General features: G+C 72.1%; 16 protein-coding genes. 3 read left to right on the top strand and 13 right to left on the bottom strand.

Translation table 11 applies throughout. The features are described from left to right. Window positions 1-20 precede the first annotated feature (20 nt). Window positions 21-713, bottom strand: coding sequence for a 4'-phosphopantetheinyl transferase family protein (locus tag ACWEVS_RS32640; protein WP_354915491.1), 693 nt, complete (start codon window positions 711-713; stop codon window positions 21-23). After that, window positions 710-1,570 (bottom strand): metallophosphoesterase family protein, encoded by an 861-nt coding sequence (locus tag ACWEVS_RS32635; protein ID WP_449928664.1) that lies wholly within the window; start codon window positions 1,568-1,570, stop codon window positions 710-712. The genes ACWEVS_RS32640 and ACWEVS_RS32635 overlap by 4 nt, the downstream gene beginning before the upstream one ends. A 195-nt stretch (window positions 1,571-1,765) precedes the next feature. Between ACWEVS_RS32635 and ACWEVS_RS32630 the strand changes: the two genes are divergently transcribed. The 3 genes from ACWEVS_RS32630 to ACWEVS_RS32620 are packed head-to-tail and all read left to right on the top strand — an operon-like array spanning window position 1,766 to window position 4,556. After that, the gene (locus ACWEVS_RS32630) at window positions 1,766-2,242 is read left to right on the top strand and encodes a DoxX family protein (RefSeq protein WP_449928666.1); all 477 of its coding nucleotides are present in this window, start codon (window positions 1,766-1,768) and stop codon (window positions 2,240-2,242) included. 37 nt (window positions 2,243-2,279) lie between these two features. Next, complete coding sequence (locus ACWEVS_RS32625) at window positions 2,280-3,857, top strand: alpha/beta hydrolase (RefSeq protein ID WP_449928668.1); 1,578 nt, start codon at window positions 2,280-2,282, stop codon at window positions 3,855-3,857. A gap of 12 nt (window positions 3,858-3,869) precedes the next feature. After that, the gene (locus tag ACWEVS_RS32620; RefSeq protein WP_452418243.1) at window positions 3,870-4,556 is read left to right on the top strand and encodes a DUF899 family protein; all 687 of its coding nucleotides are present in this window, start codon (window positions 3,870-3,872) and stop codon (window positions 4,554-4,556) included. A gap of 4 nt (window positions 4,557-4,560) precedes the next feature. Here the strand turns inward: ACWEVS_RS32620 and ACWEVS_RS32615 are convergent, their stop codons facing one another. The 11 genes from ACWEVS_RS32615 to ACWEVS_RS32565 are packed head-to-tail and all read right to left on the bottom strand — an operon-like array spanning window position 4,561 to window position 16,234. Further along, window positions 4,561-5,760, bottom strand: coding sequence for an aminotransferase class V-fold PLP-dependent enzyme (locus tag ACWEVS_RS32615; RefSeq protein ID WP_452554504.1), 1,200 nt, complete (start codon window positions 5,758-5,760; stop codon window positions 4,561-4,563). Then, window positions 5,714-6,592, bottom strand: coding sequence for a homocysteine S-methyltransferase family protein (locus ACWEVS_RS32610; protein WP_452554502.1), 879 nt, complete (start codon window positions 6,590-6,592; stop codon window positions 5,714-5,716). Before ACWEVS_RS32610 ends, ACWEVS_RS32615 begins: the two co-directional genes overlap by 47 nt. Continuing rightward, entirely contained in the window at window positions 6,589-7,716 is a 1,128-nt protein-coding gene (locus tag ACWEVS_RS32605; protein ID WP_354915471.1) for a trans-sulfuration enzyme family protein, read from the bottom strand. Before ACWEVS_RS32605 ends, ACWEVS_RS32610 begins: the two co-directional genes overlap by 4 nt. After that, complete coding sequence (locus ACWEVS_RS32600) at window positions 7,713-8,540, bottom strand: class I SAM-dependent methyltransferase (protein ID WP_452554500.1); 828 nt, start codon at window positions 8,538-8,540, stop codon at window positions 7,713-7,715. Before ACWEVS_RS32600 ends, ACWEVS_RS32605 begins: the two co-directional genes overlap by 4 nt. Window positions 8,541-8,548: 8 nt before the next feature. Beyond that, the gene (locus tag ACWEVS_RS32595) at window positions 8,549-9,814 is read right to left on the bottom strand and encodes an aminotransferase class V-fold PLP-dependent enzyme (protein ID WP_452554499.1); all 1,266 of its coding nucleotides are present in this window, start codon (window positions 9,812-9,814) and stop codon (window positions 8,549-8,551) included. Further along, the gene (locus ACWEVS_RS32590; RefSeq protein WP_452418237.1) at window positions 9,811-10,602 is read right to left on the bottom strand and encodes a hypothetical protein; all 792 of its coding nucleotides are present in this window, start codon (window positions 10,600-10,602) and stop codon (window positions 9,811-9,813) included. Before ACWEVS_RS32590 ends, ACWEVS_RS32595 begins: the two co-directional genes overlap by 4 nt. Window positions 10,603-10,619: 17 nt before the next feature. Beyond that, window positions 10,620-12,137, bottom strand: coding sequence for a 4-hydroxyphenylacetate 3-hydroxylase N-terminal domain-containing protein (locus ACWEVS_RS32585; protein ID WP_452418235.1), 1,518 nt, complete (start codon window positions 12,135-12,137; stop codon window positions 10,620-10,622). 5 nt (window positions 12,138-12,142) lie between these two features. Then, complete coding sequence (locus ACWEVS_RS32580; RefSeq protein ID WP_449928686.1) at window positions 12,143-13,456, bottom strand: aminotransferase-like domain-containing protein; 1,314 nt, start codon at window positions 13,454-13,456, stop codon at window positions 12,143-12,145. Then, window positions 13,453-14,565, bottom strand: a complete 1,113-nt coding sequence (locus ACWEVS_RS32575) for an alpha-hydroxy acid oxidase (RefSeq protein ID WP_452554498.1) — start codon at window positions 14,563-14,565, stop codon at window positions 13,453-13,455. The genes ACWEVS_RS32580 and ACWEVS_RS32575 overlap by 4 nt, the downstream gene beginning before the upstream one ends. Then, window positions 14,565-15,578, bottom strand: coding sequence for a 4-hydroxyphenylpyruvate dioxygenase (hppD, locus tag ACWEVS_RS32570; RefSeq protein ID WP_449928690.1), 1,014 nt, complete (start codon window positions 15,576-15,578; stop codon window positions 14,565-14,567). Before hppD ends, ACWEVS_RS32575 begins: the two co-directional genes overlap by 1 nt. Beyond that, window positions 15,575-16,234, bottom strand: a complete 660-nt coding sequence (locus ACWEVS_RS32565; protein ID WP_452554572.1) for an O-methyltransferase — start codon at window positions 16,232-16,234, stop codon at window positions 15,575-15,577. The genes hppD and ACWEVS_RS32565 overlap by 4 nt, the downstream gene beginning before the upstream one ends. Window positions 16,235-16,332: the final 98 nt, after the last annotated feature.

The raw sequence follows: 16,332 nt of genomic DNA, 5'->3' as shown, positions 1-16,332 counted from the left end.
ACTTTCTAAAGTTCGCTCGTTCACAGCTTCATGGCAAGAGGTTCGCCCACAGGTGATGCGGCTCGATCCGCGGGGTGAGCTATCGCGGTGAGGACGAACCCGTCGGTCACGCGCCACCTTCCCGCGAACTCCGTCAGCAGCTCACCCCCGTGAACGGTGGCGATCTTCGACAGGTGGGCGTGGAACGTCCCCGCCGACGGATCGATCGTGACGGTGGCCTCGGAGAAGTCCAGCCAGCGCCGGGCAAGGGGGAACCAGGCCTTGTAGACCGACTCCTTGGCGCTGAACAGCACCCGGTCCCAGTGCACGCCGGAGGGCAGCCCGGCCAGCGCCCAGCGCTCGGTCCGCAGCGAGATCATGTCGAAGACCCCGTCAGGCAGCGGCTCGTGCGGCTCGGCGTCGATCCCGATGGTCAGGACCTGCGTGTCCATCGCGACGGCGCACGCGCGGTAACCCGCGCAGTGCGTGATGCTGCCGACCACGCCGTCGGGCCAGGCGGGCGCGCCGCGCTCGCCCCGGGGCACGGGGACGGGAGGCAGCCCGAGCCGGGCCAGGGCGCGCCGCGCGCAGGCGCGGCCAGTGGTGAACTCGCGGCGCCTGGAGTCGACGGCCCGCTGCACCGCGACGGCCTCCTCCTCGAACAGCGTGGCGCCGGGCCGGTCGGCGAACAACTCGGCCACGGCGACGCCCTTGGGCAGGATGTCCTCGATCACACCGGCTCCAGTACGGGAAGGACCTGGCGGAAGATGTCGTGCGGCAGTCCACGCCGCTCCCACTCGCGCGGGTAGCCGACGGAGACCTCCTCGAAGCGCACGCCGTCATGCCAGGTGACCCGGGGGATGTGCAGATGGCCGTAGATCACCGCGGCCGTGCGGAACCTGCGGTGCCAGTCGGCCGTCAGCTCGGTGCCGCACCACAGGGCGAACTCCGGATGGCGCAGGATCGCCGTCGGCTCGCGGACCAGCGGGAAGTGGTTGACCATGACGATCGGCACGTCCGGGTCGCAGGCCGCCAGCCTGCGCTCGCTCTCGGCCACGCGCGCCCGGCACCAGTCCTCCCTGGTCGGGTAGGGGTCGGGGTGGAGCAGGAACTCGTCGGTGCACACCACGCCGGCCTCGTGGGCCAGTGCCAGCGCCTCCTGCTTGGTGGCGCAGCCGGCCGTACGGAAGCTGTAGTCGTACAGGACGAACAGGGGCGCGATCGTGACCGGCCCGCCCTCCCCTGTCCAGACCGGGAAGGGATCCTCCGGGGTCAGCACACCCAGGCTGCGGCACAGCTGGACCAGAGCGCGGTACTTGCCGTCACCCTGCAACTGGAGGCGATCGCCCGGTACCGTCCACAGCTCGTGGTTGCCGGGGGCCCACACCACCTTGGCGAAGCGGGCGCGCAACGTGGCCAGCGCCCAGGCGATGTCCTCCCAGCGCTCGGCCACGTCCCCGGCGATCAGCAGCCAGTCGTCCGTCGGTTCGCGCGGCAGATCCTCCAGCAGTTCCCGGTTCCTCGCGTACCCGACGTGCAGGTCGCTCACCGCGACCAGTCTTCCCGCCACCACACCTCCCAGATCGCCCATACTCCGATGATCGCGTGCCGGCGCCCGATTGCCCAGTGAGCTGTCGCTCGCCCGACAGATGCCGAGCGGGCCGGTCGGTGCCTGCCTACCTTGCCGAGTATGGCTACCGAAGCAGCCCGTCCACGGCACTGGGACGGGGGAGTGAACGGTGACAGTGCCAGCTCTTGGTCGGCGGCGACGGTCCGGGACACCTGGGTGAGTGCCGGGCTGCTCGTCCTCCGTGTGGCGCTCGGCGCCACCTTCCTCCTGCACGGCGTGCAGAACCTGTTCGGCGCGTGGACCGGATGGGACACCGCCAAGATGGCCGGCTACCTCGGCTCCAAGGGAGTCGGGGCGTCCCAGGCCTTCTCGTGGATCACCGCGGTCTCCGAGGTGATCGCCGGCGTCCTGCTCCTGGCAGGGCTGCTCACCTCGGTGGGCGCGGCGATCGTGGTGGTCACGATGGCCGCCTCCAGCTACATCAAGCTCTCCGCGGGCGGCGGCTTCTTCATGCCGACGGGCTTCGAGTGGGAGCTGGCCGTGCTCGCGGGCGGGCTGGGCCTCCTGCTGGCCGGAGCGGGCAGGTTCGCCCTGGACAGCAAGCTGTCCGGCCGGGCCCTCGGCCGCGTCAGGGCGATCGCGGCCGTGCTCACGGTGCTCGCGTTCGTGGCCATCGTCCCGTTCATCAAGTGATCGTCGGCCGGCGGGCCGCCGTACCCGAGGAGACCCGGTGAACAGAGCTCTCGTCGCTCTGGTGACGTTCGTGTCCGTGGCGGTCGGCGGCTGGCTGGCCCTCGCGCTGGGCGGGGAGGAACGCGGCGGCGTGCCGCACCGCCCGGTGCTCGTCGACGGCCGGGTGCCGGCCACGCTGTACGTGCCGGGCACGGTCACGGCTCCGGGCGTCCTGGGCATGCCTGACCCGCCTCCGCAGGGGAGCAGGCCGCCCGTGGTCGTGATCGCACACGGCCACTCCGCCGACCAGGCCACCATGAGCGTGCTCGCGCGGCGCGTGGCCGCCGCGGGCTACGCGGTGGTCACCTTCGACTTCCGCGGCCACGGCCTGAGCACCGAACGGCACCAGTCGGCCGGGTTCGAGGGCATGCGCTCCGATCTGGACGCCGTCCTCACCTGGCTGGGCACGGTCCCCTACGTGGACCCGGCCAAGGTCGTCGTCGTCGGCCACTCGATGGGCGCCGCCGGCGTGCTCGGCTTCGCGGTGCGCGATCGGCGGCCCGTCGCGACCGTCGCCATGGGCGGCGCCATGGGCGGCGTCGAACCCGGCACCAGAGCCAGGAACGTCCTGTTCGTGGTGGCGGAGGGCGACGCGGGCGTCGTGCGGGAGGGCGCCGAGCGCACGGCCCGCCTGTGGTCGGGCACCCCGCTCGCCTACGGCCAGGTCAACGGCGACCACGCTCAGGGCACGGCCGTGGCCCTGCGGGAGGTGGCCGGGACCAACCACCTGACCATGCTCTTCTCGGACCTGACGGCCGGTTACGTGGTGGACTGGGTGGCCAAGGTGACCGGCCGTCCGGCCACGCCGTCCGGCGCCGCGGATCGGCGGCCGCTGCTGACGGTGCTCTACCTGCCCTGCGCCGCCGTACTCCTCACGCTCGTGGGCTTCGCCGGCGGCGCGCTGGCCCGCAGCGGCGAGCCGACCGCCGAGGCGGGGCGTCCCGTGCTCGGCCTTCTGCTGGTGGGCGGCGCGCTGCTGCTGCCGCTGCCGTGGCTGGCCTGGGGTGACGCGGGCCACCTGCTCGGGATGGAGGCGGGCGGCGCGCTGGCGGTGCTGCTGGGCGTCGCGGGAACGATCCTCCTGGCCGTGGGCCGGCTCACTCCGGCACGGCAGTGGCTCCCGGCTGCGCAGGCGTGGTCCGCACGACACACGCTCGCGCCCGCCGCGCTGGTCCTCGTGGGCGTGATCGTCGTGCTGACCCCGCTCGGGGCGATGGTGCACGGACTGGTGCCCACCCCGAAGCGCGTGCTGCTCTGGGCGCTCGCGACCGCGCTGATCCTGCCCTTCTTCCTGGCCGCCGACCGGTTGCTGCGCCGCGGCCGCCCGCCGGCCGCCGCGGCCAAGTCGCTCGCGGCTCGCCTGCTGATGCTGGCCGTTGTCATGATTGGCGTCATCACCCAGGTGCTGCCTGGCATGCTGGGGTTGTACGTCATGGTGCTGGCGCCCATCCTGCTCCTGCTCGAACTGGCCGCCTACGGCCTGTACGCGCTGGGCCGCGACCACAGGGTCACCGCGTTCGTGCAGGCGGGGGCGGTGGCGTGGGTGCTGAGCCAGTTGTCGCCGATCATGTGGTGAGGTGGAGCCGAGGTGTCACGTCCCGCTCTGTTCGAGTCGGCCACGCCCGAGTACGTCAAGGCGCGGGCCGAACTGCTGAGCGCCGAACGCCGGTTGCGCGAGCTGGGCGAGCAGGTGGCCGCGCGGCGGCGGGCCCTGCCCCCGGGGCCCGAGCTGGACGATGACCCGCCGCTCGCCGCGCTCGACGGCTCGCCGGCGCGCCTGAGCGGGCTGTTCGGCGACCATCACACGCTGCTCGTCTACAACATGATGTTCGACGAGGACTGGCCGGAGCCGTGCCCCCTGTGCTCCATGTGGGTCGACGGCATCGACGCCGTCACCCCGCACCTGCTCGAGCGCACCGCGGTGGCCGTCATGGCGCCCGCCGGACCCGCGCGCCTGGCCGAGGTGGCGCGGCGCCGGCAGTGGCGGTGGGTGCCCCTCTACTCCACGCGTCCCGGCGACCTCACCGACCGGCTCGGGCTGCGCGCCCATCCCGGTGACCTCGAACCCGTGGTGACCGTCTACGACAGGTCCGACGGGCGCGTCAGGATCTCCTGGCAGGGCTCGGCCATGCTGAGCGACCCCGGCGACGAGCCGTACCAGCCGGGTGACGGCGGCGACGCCCGCGGCCTCGACCTGCTCTGCGCGACCTGGTCGCTGCTCGACCTGCTGCCGCAGGGCCGGGGCGACTGGTATCCCAGCCGCCCGGCCCGCTGACCTTTCAGCGGCAGAGTTTGATCATCGTGTCGATCGCCCGGTCGATCTGCTCCACGTCGTTGTACAGGTGCGGGGAGACCCGGACCGCGGGCAGCTCGTCCCGCACGCCGGGGCGGGCGAAGCGGGTGATCTCGACGGTGATCCCGTGCTCATCGGCCAGCTGCCGCTTGAGCTGGACGAACTCGCCGATGTCCGCGCTCCCCCCGAAGGGGTCGAAGGCCACCAGGCCCGAGTGCAGCCGCGGGTCGTCCAGGGGGCTGAGGAGCGCGGCCCGGCCCCAGTGGTGGACGACGCGCTCCTTGAGGTGGGCGCTCAGCTCCAGGACGTGGCGCCGGATGCGGTCGCGGCCGATGCGGTCCCACAGCTCGCAGGCGATGCGCAGGCCCTGCGCCCGCGACAGGTCGGCCGAGTCGCTCTGCTGGAGCAGCCGCCCGAGGTCGTGGGGCCGGGCGGGCAGGCCGTCCCGCAGCGGGTAGAGCAGGGAGACGATCGGCCAGAAGACCGGCAGGGGCAGGGGCCGGTTGCGCGCGTAGATCAGGCCGGTGCCCATGGGGCCGCACTGGTAGCGCGATCCCGACGCGCTGAGGAAGTCGACCCCCAGCTCCCGGAGCCGCAGGGGGACGTGGCCGAGCACCTGGCTGCCGTCGAGCACCGTGATCAGGTCGTGCCGCCGCGCCAGCTCGACCAGCTCGGCCGTGGGGAAGGCGGCTCCGGTGGTCAGCGTGATCCCGGCCCACTGGAGCACCCTGGTGCGCGGCGTGATCGCCGACCGTACCAGCTCGACGATCTCCTCGGCCCGCTGCCCCGCCCCGACCGGCGGGGTGAGCTCCCTGAGGACGACGCCCCGACGGTCGCGCAGCTGGCACAGCGGCGCGCGCACGGTGTAGCACTCGTGGTCGGTGGTGATGATCTCGTCGCCTTCGCGCAGGTCGAGCCCGGCCAGGATCCGGGCGTTGGCGTCGGTGGCGCTCGGCACGACGGCCAGCTCGTCGGCCTCGCATCCCAGCCCGCCCGCCAGGGACTCCCGCACGTCGGTGAGCGCGGTGTCGGCGAACGGGTCGCGCGGCGACCTCGCGTACACCCGGTCTGCGCCGCCGATGACGTCCAGCACGGGGCGCGGCGCCGAGCCGAGGCCGGCGGTGTTGAGATGGATGAGGTCAGGGTCGATCGTGAACAGCTCGCGGACCTGCGGCCAGTCCATCATGCGCGTCTTCCCATCCGTTCAGGGCCGTGATGTGGGCAGGGGTCGTGCCGCAACAGCCGCCGAGCAGGGTCAGGCCGTACCGCCGCCGCCAGCCCGACATCAGCGCGGCGAAGCGTTCGGGTGGCACCGGAGGGCCGTTGCGGGGTTCGAGGTTGGGCATGACGCCGATGTCGCCCGCGCCGAGGCCGGCCAGTTCGGCGACGCAGCCGCGCGCCACGTCCAGCGACGTGCAGTTGACGAGCACGGCCGCGGCCCCCGCGCGGTAGACGGCGGCGGCGGCACGCGCGACCGGCTCACCCGACAGCAGGGTGGCGGAGGGGCCGCAGACGAAGCTGACCCAGGCGGTCAGTCCCGCCTCCCGCGCCTCCTCCACCGCGATCCGCGCCTCGCGGACGGTGTTGACCGTCTCGATCAGGGCGAGGTCGACTCCGGCCGCCGCCAGCTGCCCGGCCATCCACCGGTGCTCGGCACGGAGCTCGGCGTCGGCGGGGACGAGGTCGGGCCGGTAGCAGTCCTCGACCGGGGCCATCGAACCGGCCACCACCACGTCGTCGTGACCGTCCCGCGCCGACCGCGCCAGGTCCACGGCGAGCCGCACCATGCGGCCCGCCTGCCGCTCGTCCAGCTCGGCCCGCCGCAACGCCCGCAGGTTGCAGCGGAAGGTGTTGGCGGTCAGCACCCTGGCCCCCGCCTCCAGGTAGCGCCGGTGCACGGCACGCAGCAGCTCCCGGCCGTGCTCGGTGAGCAGGGCCCGGGTGGTCCACCAGGGGGCGGCCATGGGCAGCCCGCACCGCTCCAGCTCCGTGGCCACCGCCCCGTCCAGGAGGATCACGGCGCTCCTCGCATGGCCTCCTGCAGGTCCTCCATGAGGTCGCGCCGGTCCTCCAGGCCGACCGACAGCCGGATGAGGCGATCGGACAGCCCCATGCGAAGCCGTACCTCACGGGGGACGGGACGCTGGGTCATCATGGCGGGACACTCGATCAGGGAGTGCACCCCGCCCAGGCTCACCGCGCAGCCGAAGAAGCGCAGCCGCGCCATCAGCGCGGCGGGGTCGCCGGCGTACTCGAAGCTCAGCACCGAACCGGGGCCGGACATCTGACGCTTGGCGACGTCGTACTGGGGGTGGTCGGGCAGGCCCGGGTAGCGGACCAGGGAGACCGACGGGTGACCGGCGAGCATCGCGGCGATCGCCTCGGCGGTGCGCACCTGGCGCTCGACCCGGACCGACAGGGTCCTCAGCCCTCGGTGGATCAGGAAGCAGTCCAGCGCCCCCGGGACGCCGCCGGTGGCGGTGCGGTGGGCGAGCAGCTGGTCGTGCAGCTCGGGACGGTTGTAGACGAGCGCGCCGCCGATCACGTCGAGATGGCCCGAGATCGACTTGGTGGTGCTGTAGAGCGTGATGTCCGCGCCCCAGCTCAGCGGCTGCTGGAGCAGCGGACCGGCGAGCGTGTTGTCCACGACGACGGTGGCTCCCGTGGCGCGGGCCGCGCGGCAGACGAGGTCGAGGTCGGCGATCTTCATCAGCGGGTTGGTGGGGCTCTCCACCCACACCAGGTCGGCGCCCTGGACCGCGCGTTCGACCAGGGACGGCTCCGCCAGATCGGCGTACTCGACGGTGATGCCGTACTTGCCGGTCCACTCCAGCAGGGCGCGGGTGCCGCTGTAGACGTTGTCGGAGCAGACCAGCCGGTCGCCGGGAGACAGCAGGCCCACCACCGCGGCCGCGGCGGCCTGCCCGGAGGCGTAGGCGGTGGCGAACGCGGCGTTCTCGAGCGCCGCCAGGCACAGCTCGAGATCCTCGCGGGTGGGGTTCTCGCCGCGGCCGTAGAAGTACCGCGGCGGGTCCTGCGGTCGCCGGTCGTAGGTGGCCGACAGGTGCACGGGCGGGATCACGTCTCCGGTGCCGGATTCCCTGGGCCGCCCGGCGTGGATCAGCTTGGTGTCGGGCCTCACCGGACACCCCGCACGCACAGGCAGGTGGAGGTGAGGTCGAGCGACCCGTCCGGCCTGGCGTGGACCGCGGCGGCCTCGGCGACCGCCTCCCAGATCAGCGGGTCGGCCGCCTCCCGTACGAGCGAGCGCATCCTGGGCGGGAGCACGTCCCTGGAGAAGGCCACGAAGTGCGACACCGAGTCCATGACGAACGGCACCTTCCGCTCGGTGACGGTGACCTCGGTGAAGCCCGCCTCGGCGAGCTCGGCGGCCACCGCCTTCGGGTCGGCCATGGAGAAGGGGCCGGGCAGGCCCGGAGGCGGCGGGGCCAGCGCGAGCCGCTCGGCGATGACCCGGAAGGCGAGGCTGATCATGGGTACGGCAGGCGGCGGCGCCCACGTCGCCGCGGCCAGCACGCCTCCGGGCCTGAGCAGCCCGGCCAGCGCGCGCAGCGTGGCGGCACGGTCGGCGGCGAACATCAGCCCCCAGCGGCTGAGCACCGCGTCGAAGGCGCCCGGCGCCAGCGCCGCCGTCGTCACCTCGCCCACCACGAACTCCGCGAAGGGCAGGTGCGCAGCCCGCGCGCGAGCGGCGCTGATCATGGCGGGGGACACGTCGATCCCGAGCACCCTGCCCCGCGGCCCGACCACTCCGGCGGCGGTGAGTGCCGGCTCGCCCAGCCCCGTCCCGACGTCGAGCACCGACTGCCCGGGGCGCAGGCCGCCCAGGCGCACGAGCGCCGTGCTCACGGAGGCCGCGCCCCGCTCGAAGACGTTCTGCCAGCGCCGCCAGCCCTCGCTGACCGCGTCCCAGATCTCGCGCTGCTCGTTCACGACCGACGTCATGGCGCACCTCAGAGGAATCGGGTGGTCGGCTGCTCGAGGGTCCAGAAGCCCGGCTCGACGGTCGCCAGGACGTCGCGGAGCCGTTCGATCTCCGCCGGCGTGTTGTACACGCCGAACGAGATGCGAACGGTGCCGACCAGCCCGAGGTCGTCGAGGAAGGTGCTGGCGCAGTGCACCCCGCAGCGCACGGCGATGCCGTGCCGGTCGAGGTGGCCGCCCACGTCGTAGGGGTGCAGGCCCTCGAAGGACAGGGAGACGATCCCGCAGGGGTCGCTGCCCGGATCGCCGACGACGCGCACGCCGTCCAGGCCGGCCACGGCGTCGAGCGTCGCGCGCACCAGCGTGTCGTCGTGCCGCCGCACGGCGTCCCAGCCCAGGTGCTCCAGGTACTCGAAGGCGGCCGCGAGCGCGACCGCCCCCGCGACGTGCGGGGTGCCGGCCTCCAGCCGGTTGGGCACGGGCACGTACTCGACCGGCTCGGCGAAGGTCACCCCCTTCACCGTGCCGCCGCCCACCTGGTACGGCGGCAGCTCGGAGAGCAGCTCGCGCCTGCCGTACAGCACGCCGATGCCCATGGGCCCGTAGACCTTGTGCCCGGAGAAGCAGTAGAAGTCGGCTCCCAGCTCGGCGACGTCCACCGGCCGGTGGGGCACCGCCTGGGCGCCGTCGACCATCACGATGACGCCGTGCCGGTGCGCCTCGGCGACCAGCTCCTGGACCGGGTTGACCGTGCCGAGCACGTTGGAGACGTGCGCGACGGCCGCGAGCCTGGTGCGCGGCCCCAGCGCGGCGGCGAAGGCGGCGGTGTCCACGCGGCCCTGGGCGTTGACGGGCACGACGACGAGCTTGGCGCCCGTCTCCTCGCACAGCCGCCGCCAGGGCAGCAGGTTGGAGTTGTGCTCCATGCCGGTGACCACGACCTGGTCGCCCGCCCGCACCAGCTGCCTGCCGAGGGTGTCGACCACGAGGTTGGTGGCGTCGGTCGTGCTCCTGGTGAAGATCACCTCTTCGGTGTGCCGGGCCCCGAGAGCGCGCTGGACGACCGCTCTGGCCTGCTCGTAGCGTTCGGTCGACTCCATGCTCAGCCGGTAGTAGCCGCGCCCGACGTTGCTGTTGCTGCGGGTGTAGTAGTCGATCAGCGCGTCGAGGACGGCCTGCGGCTTCTGCGTGGTCGCCGCGTTGTCAAGGTAGACGAGCGGCTCGCCCTGCCGCAGGAAGGGGAAGTCCTCCCTGACCGTCTCGGACAGGACGAAGTGCTCCAGGCTGTGTGTCATCCCAACTCCCGTGTGGAGAACATGCTGTGAAACCGGTCGATGTACTTCCGCTCGAAGGGGAAGACCTTCTGCGCGGCGTACGGCCGGTCCGGAGGCGGGACGTAGCCGGGCTCGCCCGGCCTGGGCAGGAGTCCCGCCGGGTCACGCAGGTGCGGCCCGTAGAAGAACCAGCAGATCTGGCCGACGTGCTCGATGAAGATGACCGGGTGCACGTCGTCGGAGTACATGTGCATGTGGCAGTAGGCCGCCAGGAGCTCGCCCCGCGGTCCGAAGCTGTTGCCCGGCATGACGTGGCCGAAGACGTCGTGCACGACGCGGAAGATGTCGTTGTGGGTGAACTCGATGCCGCGGATCACGATCCCGGAGCCCTCCCTGAGCGGGTGGTAGCCGTGGATCCCGCCGGGACCGTGCCCGTCGCGGGTCAGGAAGACGTGGATCGTGCCCGTCCTGAACACCCCGGCCCGCAGGTCGCGCGAGCCGCGGTACGGCTGGCCGGGGCCGAGCCAGGGCTCGACCTCGATCCCGGCCGCGGTGATCGCGTGGAACTGCTCGGCGTTCTCCTCCTTCATGCGGTCGTAACTGCGCCTGACCGCGGGGGAGTAGGCCATGCGGGGGGAGCGGTCGTAGTAGTCGGCGACCGCCCTGCAGTAGTCGAGGTCCAGGTCGAGGGTGACGGAGGCGAGCCTGGACAGCGGCTGACGCCCTGACGCGAACACCGAGGCACCGTCGACGTACTTCTGTGCCACGGCCACCAGGTCGGCGCCGTCGATCAGCGGCTGGTCGCTCACCTTTCCCCCCAGGATGTTCAGGGGCCGGCCAGGCGGGGGGTGATCCAGCCTGTGAGGTCGTATTCGGACAGGCACACGTCGACGAGGTCGAGCATGTCTCCCGCCACCCCCGCGGCCTTGCCCTTGCGCAGCACCTGCACCCGGTTCTCCTCGGCGTTGCCGGCGTAGCTGCGCTCGTACAGTTCCTGCCGCCCGGCGAACTCGCTGCCGACCGCGTCCCAGAGCAGCTTCATGACCTTGACCCGGTTCTCCGCGGTGTGCCCGTGCGAGCCGCGCAGGTACTGGTCCAGGTACGGCCGGACCTCCTCGTTGTGGAAGTCGGCCACGCCGGAGTTGAGGTAGATCAGCCCGCTGCCCGCGGTGTGCAGGACCAGCTCCCTGACCTTGCCGTAGGCGATGGGGGCCAGCACCCGGTAGGCCAGCGCGTACTCCTCGCTGGGCTGCACGTAACCCTCGTTCCACGGGCGGCAGCCCTGGATCATCGCGTCCGACAGCGCCCACATCAGGTGCCGCCACACCATGGCCTCGCCGATGTTGGCCTGGACGCCCCTGAAGTCGTCGGTGCCGTTGATCTCCACCGCCCTGATCAGCAGCCCGCAGATGAAGTCGAGCTTGACTGCCAGCCGGGTGACACCGTGGAGGGCGAACCTGGGCAGGAAGCCGGAGTTGTGGAAGAAGGTGTTGGCCTTCTCCACGTCGCCGTAGACGAGCACGTTCTCCCAGGGGATCAGCGCCCGGTCGAAGACGATCACCGTGTCGTTCTCGTCCATGCGGCTGGCCAGCGGGTAGTCGAACGGGCTGCCCAGGGTGGCCGCGGCCAGCTCGTAGGAGGGGCGGCACAGCAGCTTGACGCCGGGGGTGTCCATGGCGGCGATGAACACCACGCCGAACCGCTTCTCCTTCACCGGCAGTCCGTGGTGGGCGATGAAGTTGTAGTGCGTCAGGGCCGAGCCGGTGGCCACCACCTTCGCGCCGCTCACCACGATGCCCTCGTCGGTCTCTCGCTCGACGTGCACGTACACGTCGGCCACCTCGTCCGGGGGCCGGTGCCGGTCCACCGGCGGATGCACCAGGGCGTGGTTGAGGTGCAGCACCCGCTCCTGGGCGAGGCGGTACCAGTGGCGGGCGTTGCCCGCGTACTCGCCGTAGAAGTCCGCGTTGGCGCCGAGGGTGGCCAGGAAGGAGGCCTTGTAGTCGGGGGAACGGCCCAGCCAGCCGTACACCCGCCGCTGCCAGGCCGCGATCGCGTCGCGGCTGCGCCGCAGCTCGACGGCGTCGGCGGGGGAGCGGAAGAAGCGGTGGGTGAAGCCGCCGTTGCCGGTGTCGGTCTCCGTCGTCAGCACGTCCCTGTCGGGGGAGTCCCACAGCGCGTCGTAGAGACCGGCGATGGTTCTGGCGTTGTTGCGGAAGGCGGGATGTTCCGTGACGTCCTTGACGCGCTCGCCGTGGATCCAGATCTCCCGTCCGTCGCGGAGACTTTCCAGATACTCGTCGCCGGTGAACGGCCGCCGGACCGCCGTTCCATCAGCAGCCATGGCAATCATCTCCTCATCTGGGCTGTGTCGCGCACCAGCAGGGCGAGCCGGCGCGCGCCCTCCTCGAGGTCGGCGGCGCTCACCGAGCTGCACGACAGCCGTATCGCGCGGGATCCGCCGCCGTCGGCGAAGAAGTAGCTCATGGGCGTCCACACCACGCCGTAGTCGCGCGCGGAGACGGTGAGCAGGTTCTCGTCCGCCGGGAAGGGCACCCTGACCACCACGAAGAAGCCGGCGCCCGGCGCGTTCCACGACACTCCGAGCCGGTTCCTGACGTCATCGGGCAGCCAGTGGTCCAGGGCGCGCAGCAGGGCGGCCAGGTTCTCGCGATAGAAGCGGATCCGCTCGGCGTTGTGCTCGCGCAGCCGGCATCGCGAACGCACGAGGATGCCGCCGATCACGGCCTGGGCCACCGACGAGGTGTTGACCGTGATCATGCTGCGGATCAGGGCGAGCTGGTCCGCCAGCGTCGAGCGCGAGCCGTCGGCGTGCCGTACCACCTGGTCGGCGACGACGTAGCCGACCCTGGCCCCGGGGAAGCACGTCTTGGCGAAGGAACCGATGTGGATCACCCGGCCGGAGGTGTCCAGCGACTTCAGGCTGGGCAGCGGCGGGTCGGCGAGAAAGCCGTAGGGGCTGTCCTCCAGGATCAGCAACCCCTCGTCCTCGGCCACGCGCAGCAGGGCGCCGCGACGCTCCGCGCTGAGCGTGTGGCCGCTGGGGTTGGAGAAGTCCGGCACCAGATACAGGGCACGGGGGCGCCGGCCGCTGGCGCGCAGGCGGCGCGCGACGGCCGCGACGGCCGCGGGATCCACGCCGTCCTCGTCCTCGGCCACCGCGGCGCAGCTGATGCCGAGCAGCCTGGCCGCACCGAGAATGCCGATGTAGGCGGGAGAGGTGGTGAGCAGCACGTCGCCGGGCGCGTTGCAGAGCGCCCTGAGCGTGATCAGCATGCCTTCCTGCGCCCCGTTGACCACGACGATCGACTCGGCCGGCACGTGGATGCCCTCGTCGTTGGCGATCAGCTCGGCGATCAGGCCGTGGATGTGCCCGGCGGTCCTGCCGTACTGGAAGAGGCGGCGGGTGACCTCGCCGGGGGACAGTCCCTCGCGCCCGATCAGGTGCTCCTGGTAGGCCAGCAGGTTGTCGCCGAGCTCGGCGGGGTCGAAGAAGCCGTCGTACGGCCGGCCCGCGGCCAGGGAGACGGCCCGCGGGTAGCGGCCGGCGACCTCGTTGAGGAAGGCGGCCGAGCTCAGCACGGGATGCCCCAGCGCGGGACACAGGTCCTCGGCCGGGATCTCGTTGAGCAGCGCGGTCATGGCGCGCTCCACGACAGCAGGCCGGGCCCGAGATCGGCCGTGGTCGCGGCACCGCACAGGAGCATGGCCTCCTCCAGCTCCTCGAGGATCAGCGCGAGCACCTCCCGCACGCCCCGCTCGCCCGCCGCGGCGAGGCCCCACATGGGCGCGCGGCCGAGCAGCACCGCGTCGGCGCCGGCGGCCAGCGCGACCAGCACGTCGACGCCCCTGCGCACGCCGCCGTCCACGAGCACCGGCACCCGGCCGCCGAGCGCGTCCGCCACCTCGCGCAGGGCGGTGAGCGAGGACTGCGCCCCGTCCAGCTGCCGCCCGCCGTGGTTGGAGACCACGACGCCCTGGGCGCCGTGCCGTACGGCCAGCGCCGCGTCGCGGTCGGTGAGCACGCCCTTGACGATCACGGGCAGCCTGGTGGTGGAGCGCAGCCACTCCAGGTCGTGCCAGGTGGCGGTGGGGTCGAAGGTCCTGGCCGCGTGCGCCCTCACCCCCGACTCGCCTTCGCCGCCGCGCACCTGCACCCCGGCGGAGCCGAGGTTGACCGGGCCGAGCTCCGGCTCGATCACGAAGCGGTTGCGCAGGTCGCGCAGCCGCCTGGCCATCACGGGCATGTCCGAGGTGATGACCAGGGCGCCGTATCCGGCGCTCTCGGCCCGCCGGACGAGCTCGGTCATGAGGCCGCGGTCCCTGGTCCAGAAGAGCTGCAGCCACAGCGGGGCCCCGGCCGCCGCCCTGCTGATGTCCTCCAGCGTCCGGCTGGCCAGCATGGGCACGATCGTGACGGCGCCCAGCGCTCCCGCTCCCCTGACGGTGGCGACCTCTCCCTCCGGGTGCAGCAGCCGGTGGCAGGCGACGGGGGCGATCGCGAAGGGCACCGGCCACCGGTGCCCGCACACGTCGACGTGGGTGTCCGGTTCGGCCGTGCCGGTCAGGATCCGCGGGCGCAGCCGTACCGCGTCGAAGGCCCGCAGGTTGCCGGCGAGGGTGCGCTCCGCGCCGCTTCCGCCGGACAGGAAGTCCCAGACGGCGGGATCGAGCCGGGCCTGTGCCAGGACGGCGAAGTCCTCCGTCCGCAGGGCGACGGACGGCTCCTGGCCGAGCGCGGAGGTCGTCATCACGGTCTCGCCGCGAGGGAGGCCCGGCGCTCCTGCTCCACGGCCTCGTACAGCGCGCGGACGTTGCCGCTGCCGAACGTCCTGGCCTCTCGCCGCTCGATGAGCTCGAAGAAGAAGGCGCCGGAGGGATGGACGGGCTTGGTGAAGATCTGCAGCAGCACACCCCAGTGGTCCCGGTCGACCAGCACGTTCCGCTCGCGCAGGACCTGGATGCGGTCGGTCATGGTGGTCACGCGCTCGGCGAGGGTGTCGTAGTAGCGCAGCGGGGCGGTGAGGAACTCCACGTCGCGGGCCTCGAGCTCGGCCACGGAGCTCACGATGTCGTCGGTCATGAGCGCCACGTGCTGCACTCCCGCGCCGCCGTGCCGGTCCAGGAACGCGTCGATCTGCCCGGGGGCGCGGGCGATGTCCGGCTCGATCAGCGTGAACGTGATGCCGCCCGACGGGCTCTGCACCACTTTGGAGTCCATGCCCTGGTCACCGATCTCGATCTTCTCCTCGAAGATCGTCTCGAAGCCGAAGACGTCGCGGTAGAACCTGATGGAGGGGGCGAGCATCCCGGCGGGCAGGCACATGGCGACGTGGTCGACCAGGAGCAGCGGGCCGGCGCCTGAGGGCTCGCGTCCGGGTCTTTCGACGAGCGAGTGCACGACGTCTCCCGGCCCGCCGACGACCCCGATGACCGTCTGCCCGAACGTGGTGGGCTCCCGCACGGGCCTGGCCCCGCGCGCGACGGCCGCGTCGAAGGCGGCCTCCGCGTCGGCGACGCGGAGGGCGATGTCGGCGACCCCCTCGCCGTGCCTGGCGACGAAGGCGGCGGCCCTGCCCTGCTGCCGCGGCGCGCTCACGACGAGCTCGATGTGTCCCTGGGTCAGCAGCACCGACGTGCGGTCCTCGACGGGGAAGGGCACGTCGGCGTGCTCGGTGAAGCCGAGGCCGTCCCGCAGGTAGGCGGTCAGCCGGGCGGGCTCGCCGGTGAACAGTTCGAGGTGGTCGATGCCGTGCGGGGTCACGTCTGCGTTCCTCCCGGGGCACGGCGGATGAGGGTCAGCCCGTCCCGCACGCTGAGGAGCACCGAGACCAGGTCCGTACGCGCGGCCACCAGGTCGTTGAAACGGCGGATGCCCTCGGTGCTGTCCAGCGTGTCGGACGGGTCGAGGACGGCCCCGCTCCACAGGGTGTTGTCGACGGCGAGCACGCCCCTGTCGGCGAGCTTGGGCACCAGCTCGTCCAGGTACTCGGGGAAGTGGGCCTGGTCGGCGTCGAGCAGGATGAGGTCGAAGGGGCCGGGCAGCGTGCGGATCGTCTCCATGGCCGGCCCGACGACGACCGTGATGCGGTCGTCGTGGCCCGCCGTCGCGATGTGCTTGCGCGCTATGTCGGCGTGCTCCTGGCTGAGTTCGCACGTGACAATGTGTCCGTCGGGCGGCAACTCGCCGGCCATGGACAACGCGGAATAGCCGGTGAATGTACCGATTTCCAGGACGGCCCTGGGACGCAACGTCCACACCAGGAATTGCAGGAAACGCGCTTCCACCGGTCCCACCATCATGTGCGGCCGCTCACACCTTGCCTGGGTCTCCGCCGCGAGCGCCAGCAGGCTCGGGGGGTCCGGAGTGGTGTGCGCAAGGGCGTATTCCTCGATGCCGGGCAAAGTGATTGGTTGCATATCAGTAGATATAGGGTGCGCTTCTCTGAAATAGGTGGAATCTTTCGGGATCCAGCAATCGATCGCCATTGCCTTTTCGTATATGCGGCACGCTGAGG

It is taken from the genome of Nonomuraea sp. NPDC003754, from assembly GCF_053605785.1.
This window is presented reverse-complemented; position numbering and strand designations above follow the sequence as displayed.

Bases quoted from the DNA above. Each gene is read 5' to 3' on its own strand.
- ACWEVS_RS32595 (WP_452554499.1), bottom strand. From the start codon at position 9,814: ATGACACACAGCCTGGAGCACTTCGTCCTGTCCGAGACGGTCAGGGAG.
- ACWEVS_RS32565 (WP_452554572.1), bottom strand. From the start codon at position 16,234: ATGCAACCAATCACTTTGCCCGGCATCGAGGAATACGCCCTTGCGCAC.
- ACWEVS_RS32600 (WP_452554500.1), bottom strand. From the start codon at position 8,540: ATGACGTCGGTCGTGAACGAGCAGCGCGAGATCTGGGACGCGGTCAGC.
- ACWEVS_RS32580 (WP_449928686.1), bottom strand. From the start codon at position 13,456: ATGACCGCGCTGCTCAACGAGATCCCGGCCGAGGACCTGTGTCCCGCG.
- ACWEVS_RS32585 (WP_452418235.1), bottom strand. From the start codon at position 12,137: ATGGCTGCTGATGGAACGGCGGTCCGGCGGCCGTTCACCGGCGACGAG.
- ACWEVS_RS32615 (WP_452554504.1), bottom strand. From the start codon at position 5,760: ATGATGGACTGGCCGCAGGTCCGCGAGCTGTTCACGATCGACCCTGAC.
- ACWEVS_RS32575 (WP_452554498.1), bottom strand. From the start codon at position 14,565: ATGACGACCTCCGCGCTCGGCCAGGAGCCGTCCGTCGCCCTGCGGACG.
- ACWEVS_RS32635 (WP_449928664.1), bottom strand. From the start codon at position 1,570: ATGGGCGATCTGGGAGGTGTGGTGGCGGGAAGACTGGTCGCGGTGAGC.